Annotated in this window: 22 protein-coding genes; 14 read left to right on the top strand and 8 right to left on the bottom strand. The window is 22.7% G+C overall.

Going from position 1 to position 22,944, the window contains the following annotated elements; all coding sequences use genetic code 11:
• The first annotated feature begins 43 nt into the window (after positions 1-43).
• Entirely contained in the window at positions 44-1,132 is a 1,089-nt protein-coding gene (locus VP91_RS01060) for a glycosyltransferase family 4 protein (RefSeq protein WP_169035597.1), read from the top strand.
• A 33-nt stretch (positions 1,133-1,165) separates the two neighbouring features.
• Here the strand turns inward: VP91_RS01060 and VP91_RS01055 are convergent, their stop codons facing one another.
• Genes VP91_RS01055 through VP91_RS01045 form a run of 3 tightly spaced genes read right to left on the bottom strand, consistent with a single transcriptional unit; the run spans position 1,166 to position 4,653 of the window.
• Positions 1,166-2,341: a CDP-glycerol glycerophosphotransferase family protein gene (locus VP91_RS01055; RefSeq protein WP_169035596.1), complete on the bottom strand. Its 1,176-nt coding sequence runs from the start codon at positions 2,339-2,341 to the stop codon at positions 1,166-1,168.
• A 3-nt stretch (positions 2,342-2,344) separates the two neighbouring features.
• Entirely contained in the window at positions 2,345-3,670 is a 1,326-nt protein-coding gene (locus VP91_RS01050; RefSeq protein ID WP_169035595.1) for a pyruvate kinase, read from the bottom strand.
• Entirely contained in the window at positions 3,667-4,653 is a 987-nt protein-coding gene (locus VP91_RS01045; RefSeq protein WP_169035594.1) for a hypothetical protein, read from the bottom strand. The genes VP91_RS01050 and VP91_RS01045 overlap by 4 nt, the downstream gene beginning before the upstream one ends.
• A gap of 694 nt (positions 4,654-5,347) precedes the next feature.
• Between VP91_RS01045 and VP91_RS01040 the strand changes: the two genes are divergently transcribed.
• The 9 genes from VP91_RS01040 to VP91_RS01000 all read left to right on the top strand — a co-directional run bounded on the left by VP91_RS01040 (position 5,348) and on the right by VP91_RS01000 (position 14,170).
• Complete coding sequence (locus VP91_RS01040) at positions 5,348-6,079, top strand: TSUP family transporter (protein ID WP_169035593.1); 732 nt, start codon at positions 5,348-5,350, stop codon at positions 6,077-6,079.
• 204 nt (positions 6,080-6,283) lie between these two features.
• On the top strand, positions 6,284-7,252 hold the full coding sequence (pseB, locus tag VP91_RS01035; RefSeq protein ID WP_169035592.1) for a UDP-N-acetylglucosamine 4,6-dehydratase (inverting): 969 nt from the start codon (positions 6,284-6,286) through the stop codon (positions 7,250-7,252).
• A gap of 15 nt (positions 7,253-7,267) precedes the next feature.
• On the top strand, positions 7,268-8,407 hold the full coding sequence (locus VP91_RS01030; RefSeq protein WP_169035591.1) for an aminotransferase class I/II-fold pyridoxal phosphate-dependent enzyme: 1,140 nt from the start codon (positions 7,268-7,270) through the stop codon (positions 8,405-8,407).
• A 17-nt stretch (positions 8,408-8,424) separates the two neighbouring features.
• Positions 8,425-9,372 (top strand): GDP-mannose 4,6-dehydratase, encoded by a 948-nt coding sequence (locus VP91_RS01025; RefSeq protein ID WP_169035590.1) that lies wholly within the window; start codon positions 8,425-8,427, stop codon positions 9,370-9,372.
• Positions 9,373-9,374: 2 nt separating this feature from the next.
• Positions 9,375-10,193 carry a glycosyltransferase gene (locus tag VP91_RS01020; RefSeq protein WP_211181491.1) on the top strand — a complete coding sequence of 273 codons (819 nt, stop codon included), beginning with the start codon at positions 9,375-9,377 and terminating at the stop codon, positions 10,191-10,193.
• Positions 10,190-11,146, top strand: a complete 957-nt coding sequence (locus tag VP91_RS01015; protein ID WP_169035589.1) for an NAD-dependent epimerase/dehydratase family protein — start codon at positions 10,190-10,192, stop codon at positions 11,144-11,146. The genes VP91_RS01020 and VP91_RS01015 overlap by 4 nt, the downstream gene beginning before the upstream one ends.
• 17 nt (positions 11,147-11,163) lie before the next feature.
• Positions 11,164-12,303 (top strand): DegT/DnrJ/EryC1/StrS family aminotransferase, encoded by a 1,140-nt coding sequence (locus VP91_RS01010; protein ID WP_169035588.1) that lies wholly within the window; start codon positions 11,164-11,166, stop codon positions 12,301-12,303.
• Positions 12,304-12,990 (top strand): NeuD/PglB/VioB family sugar acetyltransferase, encoded by a 687-nt coding sequence (locus VP91_RS01005; RefSeq protein ID WP_169035587.1) that lies wholly within the window; start codon positions 12,304-12,306, stop codon positions 12,988-12,990.
• A 13-nt stretch (positions 12,991-13,003) separates the two neighbouring features.
• Positions 13,004-14,170 carry a glycosyltransferase gene (locus VP91_RS01000; protein ID WP_169035586.1) on the top strand — a complete coding sequence of 389 codons (1,167 nt, stop codon included), beginning with the start codon at positions 13,004-13,006 and terminating at the stop codon, positions 14,168-14,170.
• 41 nt (positions 14,171-14,211) lie between these two features.
• Here VP91_RS01000 and VP91_RS00995 read toward each other — a convergent pair whose 3' ends face one another.
• From VP91_RS00995 to VP91_RS00980, 4 genes are read right to left on the bottom strand one after another with little or no spacing between them, the layout of a single operon-like run.
• A complete protein-coding gene (locus tag VP91_RS00995; protein WP_169035585.1) occupies positions 14,212-15,231 on the bottom strand; it encodes a hypothetical protein in 1,020 nt (339 codons plus the stop codon).
• 30 nt (positions 15,232-15,261) lie between these two features.
• Positions 15,262-16,266 (bottom strand): hypothetical protein, encoded by a 1,005-nt coding sequence (locus VP91_RS00990; protein ID WP_169035584.1) that lies wholly within the window; start codon positions 16,264-16,266, stop codon positions 15,262-15,264.
• Positions 16,267-17,373 (bottom strand): glycosyltransferase, encoded by a 1,107-nt coding sequence (locus VP91_RS00985; protein ID WP_169035583.1) that lies wholly within the window; start codon positions 17,371-17,373, stop codon positions 16,267-16,269.
• Positions 17,349-17,981 carry a class I SAM-dependent methyltransferase gene (locus VP91_RS00980; protein ID WP_169035582.1) on the bottom strand — a complete coding sequence of 211 codons (633 nt, stop codon included), beginning with the start codon at positions 17,979-17,981 and terminating at the stop codon, positions 17,349-17,351. Before VP91_RS00980 ends, VP91_RS00985 begins: the two co-directional genes overlap by 25 nt.
• Positions 17,982-18,081: 100 nt before the next feature.
• On the opposite strand from VP91_RS00980, the gene VP91_RS00975 reads away from it, so the two are divergent.
• From VP91_RS00975 to VP91_RS00960, 4 genes are read left to right on the top strand one after another with little or no spacing between them, the layout of a single operon-like run.
• A complete protein-coding gene (locus VP91_RS00975) occupies positions 18,082-19,239 on the top strand; it encodes a glycosyltransferase (RefSeq protein ID WP_169035581.1) in 1,158 nt (385 codons plus the stop codon).
• The gene (locus VP91_RS00970) at positions 19,226-20,452 is read left to right on the top strand and encodes a hypothetical protein (RefSeq protein WP_169035580.1); all 1,227 of its coding nucleotides are present in this window, start codon (positions 19,226-19,228) and stop codon (positions 20,450-20,452) included. The genes VP91_RS00975 and VP91_RS00970 overlap by 14 nt, the downstream gene beginning before the upstream one ends.
• A 5-nt stretch (positions 20,453-20,457) precedes the next feature.
• Positions 20,458-21,207 (top strand): glycosyltransferase family 2 protein, encoded by a 750-nt coding sequence (locus tag VP91_RS00965; RefSeq protein WP_169035579.1) that lies wholly within the window; start codon positions 20,458-20,460, stop codon positions 21,205-21,207.
• A complete protein-coding gene (locus VP91_RS00960; RefSeq protein ID WP_169035578.1) occupies positions 21,204-22,250 on the top strand; it encodes a hypothetical protein in 1,047 nt (348 codons plus the stop codon). Before VP91_RS00965 ends, VP91_RS00960 begins: the two co-directional genes overlap by 4 nt.
• On the opposite strand, the gene VP91_RS00955 is transcribed toward VP91_RS00960, so the two are convergent.
• Positions 22,209-22,904: a glycosyltransferase gene (locus tag VP91_RS00955; protein ID WP_169035577.1), complete on the bottom strand. Its 696-nt coding sequence runs from the start codon at positions 22,902-22,904 to the stop codon at positions 22,209-22,211. The two genes, VP91_RS00960 and VP91_RS00955, sit on opposite strands and share 42 nt — an antisense overlap.
• Positions 22,905-22,944 lie beyond the last annotated feature (40 nt).

Genomic DNA, 22,944 nt, shown 5'->3' with positions numbered 1-22,944 from the left:
AAATCGACTTATTTTATTCACATGAATTTATAAAAACAATTAAATGAAAATTTATTTTGATTATAAAATTTTTCTTCAACAAAAATTTGGAGGCCCTTCAAGATATTTTTCACAATTATTTGAAAATCTAAATACAAATAAAAAAAAAGCATATATTGTTAGTCCTTTTTACATAAATAATTATTTAGATCAGTCAAATTTTAAAGAAAACATTTATGGAAAAAAAATTTATTCAAGAAGATTTGGCGGAAAATTTTATACATATTTTAATAAAAAAATTTCTAAAATAATTTTTTCAAGATTGAGACCTGACTTAATTCACACTACTTATTATGATCACGACTTGGTCAGTCAAAAAAAACCTGTAGTTTTAACTGTATATGATTTAATTCATGAGATTTATTCTAAAGACTTTGCCTTTAAAAATTATTATAGACCAAAGAAAAATATAATTGAAAAAGTAGACCACTTTATTTGTATCTCAAAAAATACACAAAAAGATTTAATTAATTACTATGGGGTTGATGAAAAAAAAACATCTGTTATTTATTTATCTGGCTTTGACTCGAGCAAAAAATTTTCTATAAAACATCAGCATTCCAAACCTTTTCTGCTTTTCGTAGGCACAAGAAATAGATATAAAAATTTTTCCTTGTTAATAAAAGCATACAGTTCAGAAAATTTTATAAATAGTAATTTTGACTTAATTTGTTTTGGTGGTGGAAAATTTAACAAAGAAGAACTCGAATTATTTAAAGATCATAATTTAGATCTAAATAAAATTCATCAAATTGAGGGTAAAGATGAAATTTTGATAAGCTTATATAGATCTGCAACAGCATATGTTTGTACTTCGTTTTATGAAGGTTTTGGTTTGACGTTACTAGAGGCAATGCAACAAGGTTGTCCTGTGCTTTCAAGTAACACAAGTAGTTTACCAGAGGTTTATGGTGATGCTGCATTAACATTTTCTCCTTATTCAGTAGAAGAACTTAGAAAATCCCTTAACAAAATAACATCTGCGGATAGTACAAGAGAAGAACTTTCTAAAAAAGGACTAAAACATGCTAAAAATTTCACATGGGAAAAATGTACACAAGACACGTTAAAAGTTTATAAAAGTTTAATTTAAAATGAAAATAAAAAAACTTTCATTTTTTTAAATTTATTTATTTAAGATATCGAGGATATTCTTAATACCATTATTATTTTTACTAAAAATTTCATTTAATAAATTATTTCTATTTTTTATCATTTCTGAATTATCTATTGACTCATTTTTAACAATTAAATTTTTCAATTCATGTAGATTTATTGCGGTTGAACCAATTTTTTTTTCAATTATATTTAATTCAAAACCATTATTTTTTCTGAAAGATTCATAGTCAGGTATATAAAAAATTATAGGTCTATCAAGTAACAAAAAATCAAAAACAACCCCTGAATAGTCTGTAATTAAATAATCACATTTAAAAAGTATTGAATTTAAATCAGTTTCATAATCCACAAAAATAAAATTATTTAAAGATTTCAATTTTTGCATTAGATTTTCAATACTGGGATTATATCTCCTGTCCCCATCTTTCTTTTCTGAATTCATATGTTTTTTAAGTAAAATTGAAGCGTGATTTTTTTCTAGAATTAAATTTAAATTATCAAGCTGACTTAAATCTGTAACATCTCTAAACATTTCCAAACCATCTTGCCTCCAGGTAGGAAAATATCCATAAATTTTCTTTTTTGATTTATTTATTTGGTGAATTAAATCTAATTCATTTTGAGTATGATATAAATCTTTTTCATTCTTTAAAATAATATTTCTTGGTAAATTAGAAATTAGTAACTCATATTTATATTTTGGAAAACGATTGAGTAAATTCTGAGAAAGTTTTTTGTTTGGATACAAAAAAAATTTCTTAATTTTCTTAAAAATAAAATTATTAATATGATTTAACTTATGCTCAATTTTATTAACTTTTTTGGGTAAAACACCATGCCATAATAAAATACATTTAGAATAAGTTGTGATATTTTTGCTTATATCATCTTCCACAAAATTAAATAAATGCCAATTTGCTATTAAACAAAAATATATTCCTCTTAAAGAATTAGAATAATATACTTCAAAGTTGTTTTTTTTTAAGTATGAGTAAACTTCCTTATTTTTAGTAATCCAAATGGGCCTAAATTCTTTATGATATTTATTTATATAAAGAAATAGATGTCGCGAGTTATCTGCAAATCTTAATCCTGCTCTATCTCCAAAAACTAAAATTTTATCATTTTTAGGAAATATATTGATAAAAAAAAATAAAATTAATTTTAATAATCCATTTATCACAAACTAAATATCTTCTTTTTTTAATAATGAAATTGAATTAGCAGTTGTACCTTTTTTAGGAAAAGAAATAGTAATTAGAAATGCATAATTATTTTTCTCAAAAATTTTATTTTTATATTTTTTAATGTTATCAAAATAAAATTTACTGATATTCTTGTTATTGAATTTTTTTGTAAATATGCATTCTGTGTTTTTATAATATTTTGATAAATTGAATGTTTTAACTCTATCTGTAAATACAATTACTTTATTATTAATATTGTTTTGAAATATTTTATCAAACATTAATCCATATCTAGTAAATACAATTAATGTATAATTTTTTGTGAGTTCTGTAATATTCCAAAAAATTTCTTTTGAAAAAGAAATATTTTCATTTTTTTTTGTTGAATTAATAAATTTTTCTAGCCAAGTAAAAATTTTTTTCCATCTAGAAGATATTGCAGTTTCTTCACTAAGCATGATCATATCCGAATTTACATCCATTGAATGTCCCAAGGAAACAATATCATTTTTTGATGGAGTGTTTTGATTGTATAGTGATTCCAAATTATCAGTTGCCATGATTAATGGCTTCCCAAATTTCTTGCAGTATTTTGAAATTCTATTAATACCATTGTATAAGTTATTATTGCCTATTTCAGCTGATAAATCTCCCCTGTCTATCATTATAGCATCAGAAAACTTCGAAATTTCTTCAACATTTTTTAAACCTTCACTATTCTCAACTTTGGATATTAAAATAAGTTCTGGAAATTTTTTTTTAATTTTTTGAATAGTTTTTTTATTTTGAACAAAGCTAAGCCCAACTGCATCAATTTTTGAATTTGAGAAAAGTTTAAAATATTTCATATAAATTTTTTCTTGAAGTTTATCGTTATAAATTGAGCCTGGAATATTTAGACCTTTTTTAGATTTTATAATACAATTTTGTAATGATTTTCCTTTTATTGAATTATTATTTTTTGAAATTAATTTAAAATAAAACTTTCCATCATCTAAAGAAAAATATTTTGCTTTAATGTTTATTGGTAGAGGTTTAGTTAATAGAATATCATTATTTGTAATTTTATTTCCATATCGAAAAGTAATAATTTCATTTTTTTTTATATTTTTTGAGATTGCATTATTTGTCCTAGGTTTTATACCTGGAAAGTCGACCAAAATTACACTTTGTGGATTGATGCTTTTTATTTTTTTAATTGTTGCTTTATGCCACTCTATTGAATTGTGAGAACTGTTAATTCTTACCATATCTGTTCTATTCAACAAAAATTTTAAATTTTGTTTTTTAACAGTTTCAGGACCAATAGTTGGTAAAATTTTCATTTGTAAAATAGTTTATTTTTAAATTTAAATATATACATTTGGATTGATCTTCTAGCATACTTAAAATATTTTTTTGTTAATAATTTTGATCTAAATTGACTTCCAGAAATTTCTGAATAATTTTTATGATTACAATCAGACCTCAGCATGACTCTTTTGCAATCTTTGCAAAAATAAGATCCTTTATGTAAGAAAACATCAATTTTAAATTTTTTTTTGTTTTTGGCAGCAGCTTTATATGCATCCAAAGGCTGGTAATTATTTTGTGCACCAGCATGATCTCTACCAACAGTAAATCTATTAAATCCAACCATTTCTCTTAAATTAATGTGATGTATTGCTTCTCTAGGGCCAGCATAATGCATATTAGCAATCAATGGTTTAAAAAAAACTTTGTTTTTGTACTCTTTAATAGAGAGAAGGTTTTTGTAAATTTTAAGAAGTATCTCATTTTTAAAGTCTCCTTTTTTTTTCATTCCAACAAGTGGATTGATTATCACTATACCTTTTTTTTCCATTAATTTTTTTATAATCACTTCATGACCGAAATGTGGAATATTTCTTGTTTGGAAAGCACTTACGTATGAGTTTTTTTTAAAAAATTTAATTTTATTTATTAATTTTTGATTAATTTGATTAATTTTATCAAGATAGCCCATATATTTTTTTTTAATTTTAACATTATATGCAAACTCATTACTAAATTGAAAAAAAATTTTTGCTCCAACGTAATTTTTATTGTTACTTTTAAAAATATTTTTTAAAGTTTTTTTTTTATCAAGTTTAAAAATATATTTTTTTTTATAGTTAAAATATTTTATTCCAACAGGTAAAATTAATGGAAAACCATAGTGTGGTTTTTTTTCAAATTCTTTAAATTGGTATTCGTTTAAAAAATCGTTTTGATATTTAATTAGTCCGTGTTTAAGATTTGCATAATCTATTAAATATCTTATTTGTGGGTCAGAAAAATTCAAATTCATATATGTTTTTTTACAATCGTTAAATATTTCTTGCAATTGAATTCGTAGTCAAATCTATCTAAATTTTTATAAGCTAAATTTATTTTATTTTTCTTCATATTTTATTTAATTTTTCTTAGTATAAAATATATTTTTATATTACTAATTTATCAAAAATAAAACTTAAAAATATTTTGAGAAAAAAAATATATTATCGGTCTCCCTTTTTATCTTCAGTAGCCACTTGCAAGGTTGTGATTAATTCAGTTAATTCTCTAATATAATATTAGAAAAATTATCAAAGTTTCATCTTTAATTTTTTTGGAAAATTTCTGCCTTATGAGGGTAAAATTAAAAGTAGATTTTCATTTATTACAATTTTTTTGTTGGGTCTCTTTTTATTTTTTAAAATATTAAAAAAAGATAAGCTAGATTTTATAATGATTCATCTTATTACTTTATTGCCATTAATACTTTTATTATCTATCAATTTTAAAACTAAATACATTTTAAGAATCTCAGTTCTCCCATGACTTGGTTTTTTAGAAAATTACTTTAGAAAAGACGTTTAAAATTATATTTAATTATTTGTCCTTCAAACAACACATTAAATTATATAAAAAATACTCAACTTCTAGTAATATAAATTAAAATTTAAATTATATTTTAAGTGAAATAAGAACATCTTATATTAAACTCATTTAATAATAAAAAAATGTTAGATAATTATTTTGTTTTAAGTTATTTGTGTTTAATAATAGCGCTTCAATCATCAGCGGGAGTAGGGATATTAGTTCTCGGAACACCTTTTTTGTTATTAATTGGGTACAATATTGTAGATATTTTTTTTTTATTATTACCTTTATCGATATTAACTAGCTTCATAAATATGATAATAATGAAATTAACAATTAAAAAAATTGAGCCAGTATCTTTGAAAGAGTTATTTAAGTTTTTTATAGCTTGCGTGCCATCTATAATTGTTGGTTTATTTATTCTTAAGTTTTTTCAAGAATATATAAACTTTAAATTTTTAGTTTCTATTATAATAATATGCTCAATTTTATTAGTTATGTTAAAAGATAAAATCTCTTATAAAATTAATTTTTTTAGAATATCTATTCTTTCAATAGTAGGAGTTATACATGGACTAACAAATTCAGGTGGAACCTTAATGTCCCTGATTTTATCAACTGACAAACAAAAAATTCATGCCAGATACAGCATTACCATTTTTTATTTGCTTTTAGCTTTGATTCAATACGGTTTAATAAATTTTATTTTTAAAGGTTCAATTTTTTTTTCAGATTATGTTAATTTAATCACCGTTTTGTTTATTGGTATTATATTAGGAAATTTATTTATAAATTTTTTAAGTGAGAATAAATATAAATTGTTAATTAATTTCTTAGCTATACTGTCTTCAATATTTCTACTTTTATTTTAACCTTTATAATTGCTGATATTATGATATTTGATGAGATTACTAATAAACATGATGAAACAAATGAAAAATTAATTATAGGTACGTTATATGAAACAAACAAGGACAAAACAATGATAATTGTTTCTCACAATAAAAGTAACCTTTCAAAATGTGATTATATTTTGTAAATACAAAATAAATCTGTGATAAGAGTATTGAAAAAAAATGAAAAAAACTTATTTTATAACTGGTGGAACAGGGTCATTTTCAAAAAACTTTATTGAAATTTTACTTAAAAAAAAAATTGCAAAAAAAATTATTATTTTTAGTAGAGATGAATTTAAACAGTTCGAATTGAAAAATTTAAAACTTATTCAAGAAAACTTAAAATTATTTAGATTTTTTATTGGTGATGTGAGAGATAAAGATAGACTAAGAGCAGCAATAAATGAGGAGGTAGATATTGTTGTGCATACAGCAGCATTAAAGCAAGTACCAGCCACAGAATATAATCCATTTGAAACTGTAAAAACTAATATAATGGGTGCACAAAATGTAATTGAAGTATGTTTAGAAAAAAATATTTCTAAAGTAATAGCATTAAGCACGGATAAGGCAGCTGCCCCAATAAACCTTTACGGTGCGACTAAACTAGTATCAGATAAACTGTTTACTTCAGCTAATATTTTTAAGGGCAAAAAAAGATGCAAATTTTCAGTTGTAAGATATGGAAACGTAATGGGTAGCCGAGGCTCGGTAATACCACTATTTTTAAAACAAAATCGAATACAGGATTATGTTACAGTTACAGATAAAGATATGACAAGATTTAATATAACCTTAGATGAGTCTGTGAAATTTGTACTTAAGTGTATAGATCAAATGGAAGGAGGAGAAATATTTATACCTAAAATGCCTTCTTACAAAATATTAGATTTAATTAAGGCTATAAATAAAAATCTGAAGATAAAATATATAGGTATAAGAGCAGGTGAAAAACTACATGAAGAATTAGTTTGTGAAAGCGATTCTTTGAACACTATTGATAAAAGAGATCATTATGTAATTTTGCCCTCGTATAAAAAAACACAACTTAAAAGAAAAATATTTTCCTACAATAGTAGGAATAATAAAAACTTTTTATCTATAAAAAAGCTACAATTATTGATTTCAAGTTTTCAAAGTGAAAATTAAAATTTTTTTTTATTTATGATAAATTATGGGAGACAGTACATAGATAATACTGATATTAAAGAAGTAACTAAGGTTCTAAAAAGTGATTATTTAACACAAGGACCTTTAGTAAAAAAATTTGAAAAAGAATTAAGTAAAAAATTTAAGAGCAAATATGCTTCAGTTGTATCCAATGGATCTGCTGCACTTTTTTTAATTGGCAAAATATTAAAATGGAAAAAAGGGGATTTAGTTGCCGTTCCACCAATTACATTTATTTCTTCTGTGAATTCAATTGAACATTGTGGAGCCAGCCCACTTTTTGTTGATATTAGTTTGAGAAACTATTGTATGGACCCAATAAAGCTTGAGGAAGCATTAAAAAAAGATAAAAAAAAAAAGATTAAAGCAGCAATTGTAACTGATTATGGAGGGCAACCAGCAGAATGGGAAAAATTCGTTATATTAAGAAATAAATATAATATTAAACTTATAAATGATTGTTGTCATTCAATGGGTTCGGCCATTAAAAAAAATGAAGGATATGCATCAAAATTTGCAGATTTTGTCTCACTGAGTTTTCATCCTGTTAAAGCAATAACTACAGGTGAAGGTGGAGCAATACTTTTAAACAACAAAAAGCATGATAATGAAATTAAACTATTAAGATCACATGGAATATCAAGAAAAAAAGACATTTTTTGGAAATATACCGTTTCTAGTTTAGGCTATAATTTTAGATTACCAGACTTAAATTGCGCTTTAGGAATTAGTCAATTAAAAAAAATAGATAAATTTGTTAAAAAAAGAAAAGAGGTATCAAGAATTTATGATAATTTTTTTAAAGACAAAGAGAAATTTATAATTCCAAAAAAAAATAATAATAAAACTAGCTCATATCATTTATATCCATTATTGGTTAATTTTAATAAAATCAAAAAAACTAAAGATAAAGTAATTAAAGAATTTTATAGGCACGGTATTAAACTTCAAGTACATTATATACCTGTCAATTTGCAACCATATTATATAAAAAAATATGGAATAAAAAAAAATAATTTTAAAAATTCTTTATTTTTTTTTGATAGAGTTATTTCATTGCCCATTTATTATGATCTAACAAATAAAGATCTAAATCATGTCCAGAAAATTTGTAAAAAAATATTTAATATTTGAAAAATTAAATTAATTAAATGAAAAAAAAAGCATTAATTTTTGGTATCACAGGTCAAGATGGTTCATATTTAGCTAAATACTTAGTAGAAAAAAAATACAGTGTAACTGGGATTTATAGAAGAAAAAAATTTGTTAATCTAAAAAAATTAGATTTATTAAAGAAAATAAAATTACAATTATTAACAAAATTAGATAATAAAAAAATTAACAAAATACTTAGTCAAAACTTTAATGAAATATATTTTTTAAGTGGACAATCGAGTGTAACCAAATCTTTTACAAAAAGTTTAGAGACATATAAAAGTCAAATAGAACCTTTAAAGTCAATATTAGATTTTATAGTTAAGCAAAAAAAAAATAAAACTAAATTTTTATACGCAGGTAGTGCTGAAATTTTTGGAAATATAAATAAAAAAAAGAGAATAAATGAAGAAAGTAAAAAAAAACCCGTCAGTCCTTATGGTTTATCAAAATTAATAGGTTACGAAATAGTCAAATCGTATAGGCGAATGTACAAAATACCAGTGTGCACAGCACACTTTTTCAACCACGAATCTTCTTTAAGACCCAAAGAATTTATTTTTAAAAAAATTATTAATAGTTTAAATGAAATAAAAAAAAATAAGAAAAACAGGTTAAAAGTAGGGAATATTGATATTAAAAGAGATTGGGGTTGGGCACCTGATTATATGGAGGCATGCTATAAAATAATGAATTCAAATCAAATCACCGATTATATAGTAGCTACCAAAAAAACTGTCCAACTCAAAAAAATAATTCAGTTATTTTTTAAAAACTATAATCTGAATTGGAAAGAATATACTATTGTTAACAAAAATTTTTTTAGAAACTTTGAAATCCAGGAAAACTACGCCAATCCAGAAAAAATTAAAAAAAATATTAAATGGAAAGCTAAAAATGATTATTTTAATGTTATCAAAAAATTAATAAATAAAGAAATTTAAAAGTGAATCAAAATACTTACAAAATAACTAATAATAATAAAGAAGAAGGTGGATTAAGAAAAAAAAACATATTTAAAGAAAGTAAAGAAGGTAAACCTTTATTAACTATTATTACTGCCGTATTTAATAATGAAAAATTTTTAGAAGAAAGCATATTAAGTCTTCATAAGCAAAAATACCATAACTACGAACATATAATTGTAGATGGAGGCTCAACTGATAAGACAATTGACATAATAAAAAAGTATGAAAATAAAATAGATTATTGGTGTTCGGAAAAAGATATGGGTATCTATGATGCTTTTAATAAGGGTATGATGTTAGCTAGGGGAGAGTATTTAGGTTTTTTGAATTCAGATGATAATTATTCAGACCAGACATTTGAAATATTAACCAAGTATATAAAAAAATATCCAGAAAAAGATTTTTTCTTTGGTGCAGTGAAAAAACACTGGGGAGTTTTATATGGTTTTAAACCTTATAAGATTTATTGGAGCTGGGGATTTTATTCAAGTCACTCGACAGGTTTTTTTATAAAAACAGATTCAGCAAAAAAAGTTGGATTGTATAATTTAAAATACAAATATTCAGCTGACTATGATTATTTTTTTAGAATGATAGTAAAAGAAAAACTAAAAGGGATCGGCACCGAAAAAAATGAAATATTTGGAACTTTTAGAAGAGGTGGCTACTCAAGTACTATTAAGTTTAAGGACCATTTTATGGAAGAAATTGGAATTAGATTAGATAATGGGCAAAATAGATTTTTAGTACTAATAATTTTTATTTATAAATATCTAAAAAATATATCAAAGATATGAAAGTTTTAATTACAGGTGTTGTTGGATTTATTGGTTTTAGTATAGCACAACATTTATTGAAAAAAAAACATAAGGTTTTTGGAATTGATAATTTTGACTCTTATTATTCAATATCACTGAAAAAAAAAAGATTAAATATTTTAAATAAAAATTTAAATTTTACTTTTAAAAAAGTTGATATTGTGAATAAAAAAAAATTGAATAATTTTTTTAAAAAAAAAAAATTTGATAAAATAATACATTTAGCAGCTCAAGCAGGTGTTAGGTATTCCTTTGAAAATCCAAGTAAATACATAGACTCTAATATATTTGGTTTTTTAAATTTAATAGATGAAGCTAAAAAAAATAAAGTAAAAAATATTATATATGCTTCTTCAAGCTCTGTTTATGGAGATAGTATAAATTTTCCTTTAAAGGAAAAAGAAGATTTAAATCCTAAAAGTATTTATGCTGTAAGTAAAAAATTAAATGAAGAAACAGCAGAAATGTATCATAAGATAAGTGGAATTAATTTTATTGGTTTAAGATTTTTTACTATTTATGGAGAATGGGGAAGGCCTGATATGTTCATGTTTAAGTTATTTAAATCCTTTTTTTTAAAAAAAATTTTTTATTTAAATAATTATGGAAATCATTTAAGAGACTTCACCTATATTGGTGATGTTATTAATATTATGGAAAAATTAATTAATAAAAAAATTAACGGTAATCACATTTTTAATATATGTTCAAATAAGCCTCAGAATATTTTAGATATAGTGAATAAATTTAGAAATAATAATAAGATTGACATTAAAATGACAAAGATACATAAAGCCGATGTTTTAAAAACGCATGGTAACAATAACAAAATTAAGAAATTCTTGAAATATAAAAAGTTTTCAAATTTTAATACATATTTTTCTAAAACATTTGAATGGTATAAAAAAAATAAGATTTATAATATTAAATAAAAATTAAAAATTTAAAAATGAAATACTCACTTAATTTACCGTCTCTTTCAAATTTAGAAAAAAAATATGTTTTAGATGTTATAAAAACTGGATGGCTTTCAAGTAATGGAACACATACACAAATATTTGAAAAAAAATTTTCAAGATTAATAAATAGAAAACACTCTCTCGCTGTGCAGAATGGAACTGCAGCCCTTCATTTGGCTCTAAAAAGTTTAAATTGTAAACCAAATGACAAAGTAATAATTCCAAACTACACGTGCGTATCAAATATATCCTCAGTCGCCCAATGTAATGCCATTCCAATTATAGTAGAAGTTGAAAAAGAAACATTAGGACTAGATTATAATTTAGTTAAAAAAGCTATTGATAAGTACAAGCCAAAAATATTGCAACTAGTTCATGTTTATGGACACCCAGCAAAGGATACAGTTAAAATTATAAAACTTTGTAAAACGAAAGGTGTTAAAGTTATAGAAGATGCTAGTGAAGCACTTGGCGCAACTCTTAATAAAAAAAAAATTGGCAGTTTTGGTGAAATAAGTGTTTTTTCAATAAGGTCAGAAAAGATGATTGGAGTAGGTGAAGGTGGAATGATTTCAACAAATAATAATAAGATTTATCAAAAAATTTCTCTCTTGGCATCTAGAAATGCACCTTATAGAAAAAAAAAACATCCTTACTGGAAGAAGTATTTTCATTTAGGTGAAGGATATAATTATTTGTTGCCCCATCTTTTAGGTGCTGTTGGTAGAGCACAGATCGAGAGGTTTTCTAAAGATATGCTGATAAGGAAAAAACAGGTTGGAAATTTTTATAAAAAAATTTTTAAAAATAAGGATTATTCACTAACTCAAAAAATAATAAAAAATTCATCTCCAGTTTTTTGGCTGAATAGTTTATTTTTTAAAAATCTTAATAAAAAAGAAGTAATTAAACTTGCTCATTTATTGGAAAAAAAAGGTATTGAAATAAGGTCAGGATTTTGGCCCATGTCGGATCTTAAGGGGTTTAAATCAATTTATGTTAAAGATAAGGAAAAAATTAGTAAAGAATTATTTGAAAAAACTTTAGTTTTGCCCTCAAATGTCAACTTAAAATATAAAGATATAATAAAGTTCAAAAAAGAAATTGAAAAAAATATACCCAAAAAATAAATGATAAAAAAAGTTTTACAGAAATCAATAATTATTTATGGTGGAAAATCTACAAGTTTTATTATTACTGAAATGATTGATAAAAAAAAATATAAAGTAAAATTTATCTTTGATCCATTTATGAAAAATGTAGAGTTTGAAACAAAAGCTATTTTTTCTAATAAAAAAAAAGATTTAAAAAATATGATAAAAAAATCTAATTTTTTTGCAGTAGGTATTGCTCGAGAACATGGTTTAGCAAGGGTAAAAATTTCACAAAAATTAGAAACCTATGGATTAAAGCCCATCAGCCTAATAAGCAAATCCGCAATAATTGACAATTCTTCTAAAATTGGAGAAGGATTGTTAGCTATGCCAGCATGCATAGTACATAAAAAAGTTAAAATTGGTAAATATTGCATTTTAAATTCAAATAGTTGTGTAGACCATGAGTCAAATATTGGAGAAGGTGTTCATATTATGGGATCAGCATATGTTGCGGGCAGGGTAACTGTTGGTGATTATGCAACTATAGGTGCTAATGCAACAATTTTACCAGATATCAATATTGGTAAGAATGCAATTGTTGGAGCTGGTGCTGTGGTTACTAAAGATGTAAAACAAAATGAAATAGTTGTAGGAAATCCAGCAAAATTTTTAAAAAAAAATAACCCAGGTTATAGAATAGACATATTCAAGAATATTTAAGCTAGCTTTAGTTATGATAAATGTAGGTTTCATTATCAATTATAGATTAAGTGGGTGGTTAGGAGTTAGCAATTATTATAAAAATTTTTTAAATTCAATAAATAATATAAAAAACTCGAAAATAAAACCAATTATAATTACAGATTATCATTTTACAAAAAATGAAAAGTTATTTTTTAAAGGTGTAAAAATAATAAAAACTCATTTAGTAGATCGAAAAAGTAGAGGAAAAAAAATTATAAATAATTTATTAATTAGCATTTTTGGAAGAAATATTTTTTTAGATAATTTTTTAAAAAAAAATAATATAAATATTATATCACATACAAGCTATCTAGGAAAAAATAGTAATATCATTAGCTTAAAGTGGTTTCCAGATTTTCAAGAAATCCATTTACCAGAATTGTTTAACTCAAAGCAAATATTAGCTAGATCCTATGATATTAAAATGGCTGCAAAACACTCAACAAAAATTATTATAAGTAGTACTTCAGTCAAAAATGATCTAAAAAAAATTAATAATCAAGCTTATGAAAAAGGATTAATTTTTAAGCATGTTAATGAAATTATTAAACCTGAAAAGTTAAAAAACTACCATTACTTAAAAAAAAAATATTCGTTAAAAAAAAAATATTTTTTTTTACCAAATCATTTCTGGAAACACAAAAATCATATTGTTGTTTTAAAAGCACTTAACCAGATAAAAAAAAAATTAAATTTTGATATAATATCAAGTGGAAACATTACAGATTATAGATTTCCAAATCATTTTGAATATCTTAAAAATTATATAAAAGAAAAAAAATTAGAAAACTATTTTAGAATTTTGGGTGTTGTTCCTTTTGAAGATGTATTATGTTTAATGAAATATAGTGTTGGTGTAATAAATCCTTCATTGAGTGAGGGATGGAGTAACACTGTTGATCAAGCTAATTGTTATGGAAGAAAAATAATACTTTCAGATATTAAAGTTCATAAGGAACAAAAACCATTTAGAGGAGTTTATTTTAAAAAGCATAATCATAAGGATTTAGCTTCTAAACTCATCAAAGTAAGTTCATTAAAAATAAAACAGAAGGCAGAAAAAATGCATATTTTAAAAGCTTATAATGATAGTAAATTAAAAAGAAAAAAATATGCTGAAAATTACCAAAACTTCATAATTAAAATATCACATTAATTTTATTAAATAATAAAATAAATTCCATCTTATTGACAAATTTATTTAAATTTTAATCTAAAACCACCCATCCATTCAGGTAATATTTTTTTGAAATACCAATACCATTTTGATATGTATTTATTTCTAGAATTATAACCAATAAATAAAGGATGAAGTTTAATTTTTTTCCGTGAAAAAAGTATAGCAGCAGAACTAACATTTGATTTTACAAATGTTAACCCTGAACAATAAGATAAAAGTATAGTTTCAATTAATATTTCTTTACCAAGTTTATATCTATGTTTAGATCTTGGGTAGTGTTTAAATGCATCAAGTTTATTTGTTCTGAAAACATTTAAAAAAATTAATTTTTTCTTGTAATATTTTTTTAAATAATCTAAATATTTTTCCTCTTCTGTAACAATAAATATTTTATCATATTTAAATTTCTTAATTAAAAAATCTAAGTTTTTAATCATTAAATCAAGAGGTATAGGAAAAGCATGTCCTCTTGCAGTTTTATAAGTGGTTCCTCTAAAATGAACACCCAAAACTTTATCATTCGTCATAATTTTTTTTTTTAAAATATCTATTTCTCTTTTTATATTCAACTTGATATGGATATATTTTTTAAGCAATTTATAAAAATTTTTTTTTGAAGCCATGTCAGTTGCCATATGACTCTCAAAGAAATTGCTAGTAAAAATTAAATTTTTACTTTTGTAAACTTCTTTCAAATCATACTTTGAAACTTTTTTAAAATAATACTCCCAAGAATTAGTAGAATTATTTATAGATTTTTTCTCATTATAAATAGTGGGAAAGTTTTTCATATCTACGACAGGAGTAAATCTATACTTTTCTGCTATTTCTAAATGACCAAGCACATAGGTAAGATTCGAAAAAAAACCAGCACCAGGAGACCTTCTTATAATGTAAAATTTCTTATGTTTATTTTTATTACCTAATGAATCCAGTTTGATATTATTCAAAATAGGCATCTTTATTTTTTTATATTTTTTCAAATATGTTTGAGGACCTAAATTGGTTAAAATTTTTTTTAGAAAATTTTTTAGCATATTTTTAAAAGATATAGTAAATTTTGGCTATCAACTAAACCCCCCAAGTTTTGTTGGAAGCATTTTTTTTATATACCATAGCCATTTTGCAATAAATGCATTAGATGAATTTATTCCATTATTAAATGGGATTAAAGTTTGATTTTTAATCTTTAAGAATCTGACAAAAGCACTAACATTTGTTTCAACAAATAAAAATGTATTACATTTAGATAATATTAAACTTTCAATTAGTATTTCCTCACCTAGTTTAAAACGATGATTTGGACGAGTATATTTTTTAAAGGCATCATCTTTTACAGATCTAAATGAATGATAAAAAATTAATTTACTTTTATATTTTTGTTTAATTTGGTTAAACATTCCCTCATCCTCAGTTGCAAAAAAAATTTTATCAAACCTTTTTATTTTAATTAAATTGTCAATTTTTTTGACTAACTGACTGTATGTTGGCGGAAATGGATGATTTGCTGCATCTTTATAGCTTGTTCCTCTATAATGAACGCCTAAAATTTTATGCTTGTTAATAAAAATTTTATTTAAAAAATTATTAGCTTTTTCTTTAATATTTTTTTTTATAATTATTTTTTTGGATAGTTTTAGTAAAGATTTTTCATTATATATTTTATGAGTAAATACATCATAAAATCTATTTTTTGATAAAATTATATTTTTACTTTTATAAACTTCTGCAAGAGAATATTTGGAAACTGGTTTAAAATAGTATAACCATGAATTTTTTGTACCATTGATAGCCCTTTTCTCATTATAAATTGTAGGGAAGTTTTCCATATCGATTATTGGAATAAAGTTGTGCTTTTCAGCAATTTTTAAATGATTAAGGACATATATTAAATTTGAAAATAATCCAGCTCCAGGAGATCTTCGTATAACGTAAAAGATTAATTTAGGATTTTTTTTTCCATATGAAATAAAGTCATAATGTGGCCTTTTGTATAAAATTTTTTTTTCTTTCAAGATTGGCTTTGCAACATTATCAAACAAAATTTCTTTAATTAAATGTAAAATTTTCATTTATAATATTTTTAAAATTTCAATTAAATATTTTTTATTATTCTTATCTAAATCAAATCTATCTAAACTTTTATAGCCTAGTAATACTTTATTTTTATATTTTTTTTTATTTATTGAATATTCTAAAATAAATTTTGATAATTTTTTATAATTTAGAGGTTTGAACAAAAAACCAAATCTACCATTTTTTAATATTTCTCTTGGACCTGTACGACAATCAGTCGATATTATAAATTTTTTTAAAACGAGTGACTCGAGTAGTACATTCGGTAAACCTTCAAACTTTGAAGTTAATATAAAAATATCACTTTTTTTTAAAAATTTGTAGGGGTTATCCTGAAAACCTAAAATTTTAATTTTATCATTCAGTTTATTTTTAAAGATATATTTATTGATCATGTCCTTGTTTGCACCATAGCCCATAATTAACAGTTCAATATTAATTTTTTTATGAATATTATTAAAAGCTTTTAATAATGTTATATGATCTTTTTGGTCTGTAAACCTTGAGATATTTATTAATTTTAGTGATTTTTTTTTTTTAAATATTTTAAAGTTTAGTTTTTCTTTACTTTTTTTAAGTATTTCGTTTTTATTTAAAGGATTATAAATTAAAGTAGACTTTATCTTAAATTTTTTATCTATCTCTTTTTTAAAATCTAAACTATTTACAATTATAGATTTAGGAAATCTAAAAAATGTTTTAAATAAAAAGTTTTTAAAAAAACTATTTGTCCATCCAGAAGGTGATGCATTTGATCTTATTATTAGTTCAAATCTCAAGATAGTTGATAGAATAATTGCATAAATGTTAGCTTGAAAAGAAATAACAGATGTATTTCTATTTTTTAGTATTTCTTTAGACAAAATTATTAAGCAAACTAAATATTTAAAATACTTAGTAAAATTTATCTTTGATTTTTTTTTAAAATTTATAATATTAATTTTTTTTGAAAATTTTTTTTTAAATCCGTCATCAAAAGTAATTAAAGTTAAGTTTTTAATATGTTTTGATAAATAATTTGTGATTATGATTAAATTTTTTTCAACGCCCCCTCCATCCATTGAAGGCATAAAAATAACTAACCTTTTTTGAGGTTTTTCCATATCAATCTAAAAATATTTTTAAGAGATTTTTCACGCGACAGTATATTGACTTTAGTATTTAATTTTTGATCACTTACCTTTTTTATAATTGCCAGACCTGAGGAATAAAAAGAAAAATTTAATTCAAAAAGATCAGAATTTTTATTAAAAATTGCTAAAATTTCTTGAAATGTTTCCCTATTATTAATTTCACAATAAAAACTATTTCTCTCATTATTTTTTAAATAAGGAAGGTGCGAGATGTCATCAATAAAGAAATAACCTCCAACTTTAAGCATGTTATAGTAGGCATAAAATATTTTATTAACATGAGAGGCCTCATGTAGGCTATCTAAATAGACAACATCAATTTCCTTGGGTATCTTTTCTTTAATTAAATCGAATTCATCGTCTCTGCTTTTAATAAAAAGCCATCTAGGGTTATTAGAAATATGAGAACAATCAATCACATCTGCTGAATATAAGTGTCCATCATTTTTATTACAAATATCTAAAAATTTAAGCGTTGAAGTTCCGTTTTGCACACCAAATTCTAAAATATTTGGCTTATCAACACTTGATATTAATGGAAACAAAAATTTGTCCAATTTGTAACTATAATCATTCATATTCTTATTTAATAATATATTTATATAAAATATTATAGGAGATATATTGTTAAAACACATTATTAAAAGAAAAAAATACACTTAAATTAAAGATTTAAAATTGAAAAATAAATATTTTTATTGGTCTCCTTTTTTAACTCCAATTGCTACACCCAAAGCAGTTGTAAATTCAGCTTTTGCGTTACAAAAATTTTCTAAAGATAATCATTGTTCTATAATAAATTTTTTTGGAGAATTTAATACTTTTAATGAAGAATTAAAAAAAAAAAAAATAAATACAATTAATTTTTACAAAAGTTCTTTGATTAATTTTTTTCCAAAATATGGAAAAATAAAAAGTCGCTTTTCTTTCATTTTAATTTTTATATTATCTTTTTTTCCCTTAAAAAACCTATTAAGAAAAGAAAAGCCTGATTATTTAATAATTCAATTGATCACGTCATTACCACTATTTCTTCTTTTGATTTTTAAGTTTGAGACAAAGTTTATTTTAAGAATTTCGGGTTTACCAAAATTAGGAATTTTTAGAAAATTTTTATGGACCATAGCATGTAAAAAAATATATCTAATTACATGTCCAACAAAAAATACAATGATATACATAAAGAGTTTAAAAATTGTTCCACCAGAAAAAGTAAAATTATTGTATGACCCAGTATTAGATATAAAAAAGATAAATGAAAAAAAATTCTTGAAAGATGAAATTTTAAGATTTAAGGGAAAAAAATATTTTCTTGCTGCTGGAAGACTAACCAAACAAAAAAATTTCCTGTTTTTATGCAAAGCTTTTTATAGTTTAATTAAAAAATATCCAAATATAAATTTATTAATAGCAGGTGAAGGTGAAGAAAAAAGAGAAATTAATAATTATATTTTAAAAAAAAATTTAGAAGATAAAATTTTTTTAATTGGTCATGTAGAAAATATTTTTTCATATTTAAGAAGTTCTGAGGGCTTTATTTTATCCTCGTTGTGGGAAGACCCAGGTTTTGTATTGATAGAAGCTGCATTTTGTAAAACACCTATATTATCTAGCAACTGTGGAAATGGACCAAAAGAACTAATTCAGGATAAAGTTAATGGAGTGGTTTTTGAATCTAATAATTTAGAAAGTTTTAAATATAAATTTTCAGAATTTATGGATTTAAAAAAAAGTAAAAATAAAATAATCATAAATAGTCTAAAGATGTCAAATAATTTTACCTTATTTAGCCATTTTAAAAAATTTAATCAAATATTGAGCAATGAAAACTTTTAATAAAAAAATTTTATTCTTTTTTTTTCTTTATTTAACTTTGCTTATTGGTTTTTTTTTGAATGAAAACTCATCAGGAGGTGCAATTCATGATTTTCAAATTATATCAAAAGCGATAATAGCTTTTTCAATTAACTTTGATGCAACATTTGAAAATTTTAATGATTTTAATATTAGCCATTTTCCATATTATTATATTTTTTTATCTTATATCTTCACCTTTTTTGGAAACGTACTTGCTTTAAAATTTTTAGTTCTACATTTGTCGTTACTCTTACCAATTATATTTTACAAAATTATTTCGATAAGATTTGATCAAAAAAACCCTTATTTAATATATTTACCTGGTATCCTATTTTTATCTGTTTATTTTAGGAGCAATGCGATTTGGGCTTTAAATGACAATATTGCACTAATTTTTTTTTCATTGGCAATTTATTTTTATTTAAAGGTATTAAATGAAAAACCTGAAAAAAGGATTTTAATTTTTTCTTTACTCAACTTGTTTGCATTAATTTTAGCATCATACACTAGACAATATTATGCAGTTTTTTGGTTATTCTTTGCATACAAAATTTTTATTTTATTTGAAAAAAAAATAATTTTAATTTATTTGATAATTTCTTTAATCTTAAGTTTACCAGCTATTAACGCAGTTTTTAATACTGAAAATTTAAGTTATTCTACAAATTTTTTAAGTAAGAATTTATTTAATAATTTAATTATAATTCCAACTATATTTACAATTTATTTATTACCATTATATTTTAATAAAGAAAATATTAAAAAAATATTTTCTTTCTATAAAAAAAATTTTAAATACTCATTAGTAATTATTTTTCTCACTTTTTTTTTAATGCAATTTTTCGATTATTCCACTGGTGTAGGTGGTGGTGTGTTATTTAAAATTTCTTATTATGAAAATTTTTTGTTATTTTTTTATTTAGTTTTATTTGTTTCTTTTTTAATAAATTTTTATTTTATTATGGAAAACTTTAAAGAAAATATGTTTATATACTTGATACTAATTATGATGTTTCAAGTTAATTATATTTACCAAAAATATTTAGATCCATTAAGTTTTATTCTGCTCTTCTGTATTTTTAAAAGTGATATGATAAAAAATTTAATAAAAAATTTAAAAGATGATATAAAATATTTATATTTATATTTTTTTTGTTTATATTGTGGTTCTTTTATTTATTACTATATTTAAAAAATATGAATGATTTAGTTTCAGTTATAGTACCATATTTTAAAAAAAGTAGATTTTTTAGAAAAACTATCGACTCAATTAAAAAACAGACTTATAAAAAATTAGAAATAGTTTTAATTTATGATGATGTAGATAGATCAGACCTCAATTTTATAAATTTTGAACTTAAAAAAATTAGAAGTAAAAAAATTATTATCAATAAGAGGAATCTGGGCGCCGGTATGTCAAGAAATAAAGGTATATCAAAATCTAGTGGAAAATTTATAGCATTTCTTGATGCAGATGATATTTGGCATAAAGATAAAATTAAAAATCAAATTGAATTCATGAAAAAAAAAAAAGTCGACTTTTCATACACAAATTATTTGATTATCAATGAAGAAATGAAAATATTAAAAGAAATAAAATCACCCAAACAAGTTAAGTTTAAAGAGCTTTTATTTTCATGTGATATTGGATTGTCGTCAGTTATGTTAAAATCTGATGTTTTAAAAATATGTAATTTTTCTTCCTTAAAAACTAAAGAAGATTATTTATTATGGTTAAATTTATCTAAAAAAAAAATTAAAATGATGGGAATTAATAAAGTATTGATGAAATGGAGAAAAACAGAAAATTCTCTTTCAAGCTCAACGTTCCAAAAAATACATGATGCTTTATTAATCTATAATAAACACTTAAAATTTAATTATATTAAATCTTTATATTGTGTATTTATTTTGTCTCTTAATTTTTTAAAAAAACGATATCTATGAATTTAATAAATAGTTTTTCATATGCTTTTATTTTTTCTATACTTTTATCATTTGTCATGTTGCATTTTCTCAAAAAAAAAAATTGGTTAATAGACAAAGTTAATACTTCATCGCACAAGAGACTAACAAGTATTTTTTCTTCATCTAAAACAGTTTTGTGTGGAGGAATTATTATCTTTATATGTTCTGTAGTTTTTTTAGACCATGAGCTCTATGTTTTAAAAATACTTGGAGGCTGCATGTTAATCGTAGGTATACTTTCTGATACTAATAAATTTAATTCTCCTAAGTTTAGATTTATTATTCAGTTTCTTATTGTTTTGCTTTTATTGGTATTAAACCAAAATTTAGCTATCACGGATCTAAGAATTAATTTTATTAGAGATATTTTGGAAATTAAATTTTTTTCTATATTATTTACTATATTTTGTATTTTAATATTGATTAATGGAAGCAACTTTTTAGATGGAGTTAATACTTTAATTTTAGGTTATTATATTTTAGTTATGGGAGTCATCATAACAACATCAATTCAATTTAATTTAAACTTGAACCCAAATATTTTTTATTTATTAATTTTTTTATGCACTGTATATATGTTTAATTTTTTTAATAAGATTTATCTAGGAGATGCAGGTTCATACTTAATATCTTTTTTTACTGCATTTTTTATCTTAGATTTTTTTTCAATGAATTTAACTGTTTCTCCTTATTTTATTTGTTTGTTATTATGGTACCCAGCATTTGAAAATTTATTCTCTATACTAAGAAGAGTTTTTTTTAAAAGTGATTTGGCCAAAGCAGATCAGGGCCACTTACATCAATTAATTTATCAATTTTTTGTTCATAACAAATTCTTTGAGAAAAAATATTTAAATACGATAACAGGAACTTTGATAAATTTATTTATATTTTTGATATTTGCAATTTTCTATAATTACTACTCATTTACTAAATTTTTAGTTTTAGCCATATTTCTTAATATTATTATTTATATGTTTTTATATTTTATTATTAAAAAAAAACTTAATCATTTTAAATAGTATCTTAAAGCCATCAATAAATTCATTTACATTTTTTTCACCTGAAATTCTTTTTCTCTCATGTGAAGCAACATCAATATAGGTAAATTTTTTTCTATTGATTTTTATTGGAAGTTCAATGCAAAAACCAAAATCATTACTTGCTAAATTTAGTACTTTTGTTTTTTCTGTATTGCACAATACAAAGGTGTATAAAATATCTGATAACTTAATATTAAAAAAAATTCTTCCCAGCATTGAAAAAATAAAATTTCCCAAATAGGTTATTATTGTATCATCATCACTTTTAGCATTTTTTAAATATCTAGATCCAAAAACAAAATCAAATTTTTTTGTTAAGTTTAACATTCCCTCTAGCTCCATTGGTTGAAATGAGCCATCTGCGTTAAATATACAAAAAAAATCTGTTTTTACCTCTTTAATACCGTCTATCAAAGCGTTACCATAGCCTTCACCACTTTGATTAATAATCTTCATTTTATCAAATTTCCAATCAACAGATAATTTGTCGTTTTCTGGTATGATTATAATTTTTTCAATATCAAAATCTTCAAGTTCCCTTAGTACATGTAATAAACAATCTGTGTCTTCTTTTGCAGGGACAACAAGCGTTAAATTATTAAAGATTTTCTTTATATTTACTGTATTGTTCATTGATTTAGATCATTATTATATTATTACTAAATTTATACAA

Origin of the sequence: Candidatus Pelagibacter communis (assembly GCF_012932795.1) — a bacterium.
GTDB lineage: Bacteria > Pseudomonadota > Alphaproteobacteria > Pelagibacterales > Pelagibacteraceae > Pelagibacter > Pelagibacter ubique_S.
Note: the sequence above shows the minus strand (reverse complement) of the source record. Positions and strands in the feature narration are given on the sequence as shown.

Excerpts from the sequence above, each read along its gene's own strand:
- VP91_RS01040 (WP_169035593.1), top strand. The coding sequence starts at position 5,348 with ATGTTAGATAATTATTTTGTTTTAAGTTATTTGTGTTTAATAATAGCG.
- VP91_RS00970 (WP_169035580.1), top strand. The coding sequence starts at position 19,226 with ATGAAAACTTTTAATAAAAAAATTTTATTCTTTTTTTTTCTTTATTTA.
- VP91_RS01010 (WP_169035588.1), top strand. The coding sequence starts at position 11,164 with ATGAAATACTCACTTAATTTACCGTCTCTTTCAAATTTAGAAAAAAAA.
- VP91_RS01050 (WP_169035595.1), bottom strand. The coding sequence starts at position 3,670 with ATGAAAATTTTACCAACTATTGGTCCTGAAACTGTTAAAAAACAAAAT.
- VP91_RS00960 (WP_169035578.1), top strand. The coding sequence starts at position 21,204 with ATGAATTTAATAAATAGTTTTTCATATGCTTTTATTTTTTCTATACTT.
- VP91_RS00995 (WP_169035585.1), bottom strand. The coding sequence starts at position 15,231 with ATGCTAAAAAATTTTCTAAAAAAAATTTTAACCAATTTAGGTCCTCAA.
- VP91_RS01000 (WP_169035586.1), top strand. The coding sequence starts at position 13,004 with ATGATAAATGTAGGTTTCATTATCAATTATAGATTAAGTGGGTGGTTA.
- VP91_RS00985 (WP_169035583.1), bottom strand. The coding sequence starts at position 17,373 with ATGGAAAAACCTCAAAAAAGGTTAGTTATTTTTATGCCTTCAATGGAT.
- VP91_RS00980 (WP_169035582.1), bottom strand. The coding sequence starts at position 17,981 with ATGAATGATTATAGTTACAAATTGGACAAATTTTTGTTTCCATTAATA.
- VP91_RS01060 (WP_169035597.1), top strand. The coding sequence starts at position 44 with ATGAAAATTTATTTTGATTATAAAATTTTTCTTCAACAAAAATTTGGA.
- VP91_RS01015 (WP_169035589.1), top strand. The coding sequence starts at position 10,190 with ATGAAAGTTTTAATTACAGGTGTTGTTGGATTTATTGGTTTTAGTATA.
- pseB (WP_169035592.1), top strand. The coding sequence starts at position 6,284 with ATGAAAAAAACTTATTTTATAACTGGTGGAACAGGGTCATTTTCAAAA.
- VP91_RS00965 (WP_169035579.1), top strand. The coding sequence starts at position 20,458 with ATGAATGATTTAGTTTCAGTTATAGTACCATATTTTAAAAAAAGTAGA.
- VP91_RS00990 (WP_169035584.1), bottom strand. The coding sequence starts at position 16,266 with ATGAAAATTTTACATTTAATTAAAGAAATTTTGTTTGATAATGTTGCA.
- VP91_RS01025 (WP_169035590.1), top strand. The coding sequence starts at position 8,425 with ATGAAAAAAAAAGCATTAATTTTTGGTATCACAGGTCAAGATGGTTCA.
- VP91_RS01045 (WP_169035594.1), bottom strand. The coding sequence starts at position 4,653 with ATGAATTTGAATTTTTCTGACCCACAAATAAGATATTTAATAGATTAT.
- VP91_RS01005 (WP_169035587.1), top strand. The coding sequence starts at position 12,304 with ATGATAAAAAAAGTTTTACAGAAATCAATAATTATTTATGGTGGAAAA.
- VP91_RS01030 (WP_169035591.1), top strand. The coding sequence starts at position 7,268 with ATGATAAATTATGGGAGACAGTACATAGATAATACTGATATTAAAGAA.
- VP91_RS00955 (WP_169035577.1), bottom strand. The coding sequence starts at position 22,904 with ATGAACAATACAGTAAATATAAAGAAAATCTTTAATAATTTAACGCTT.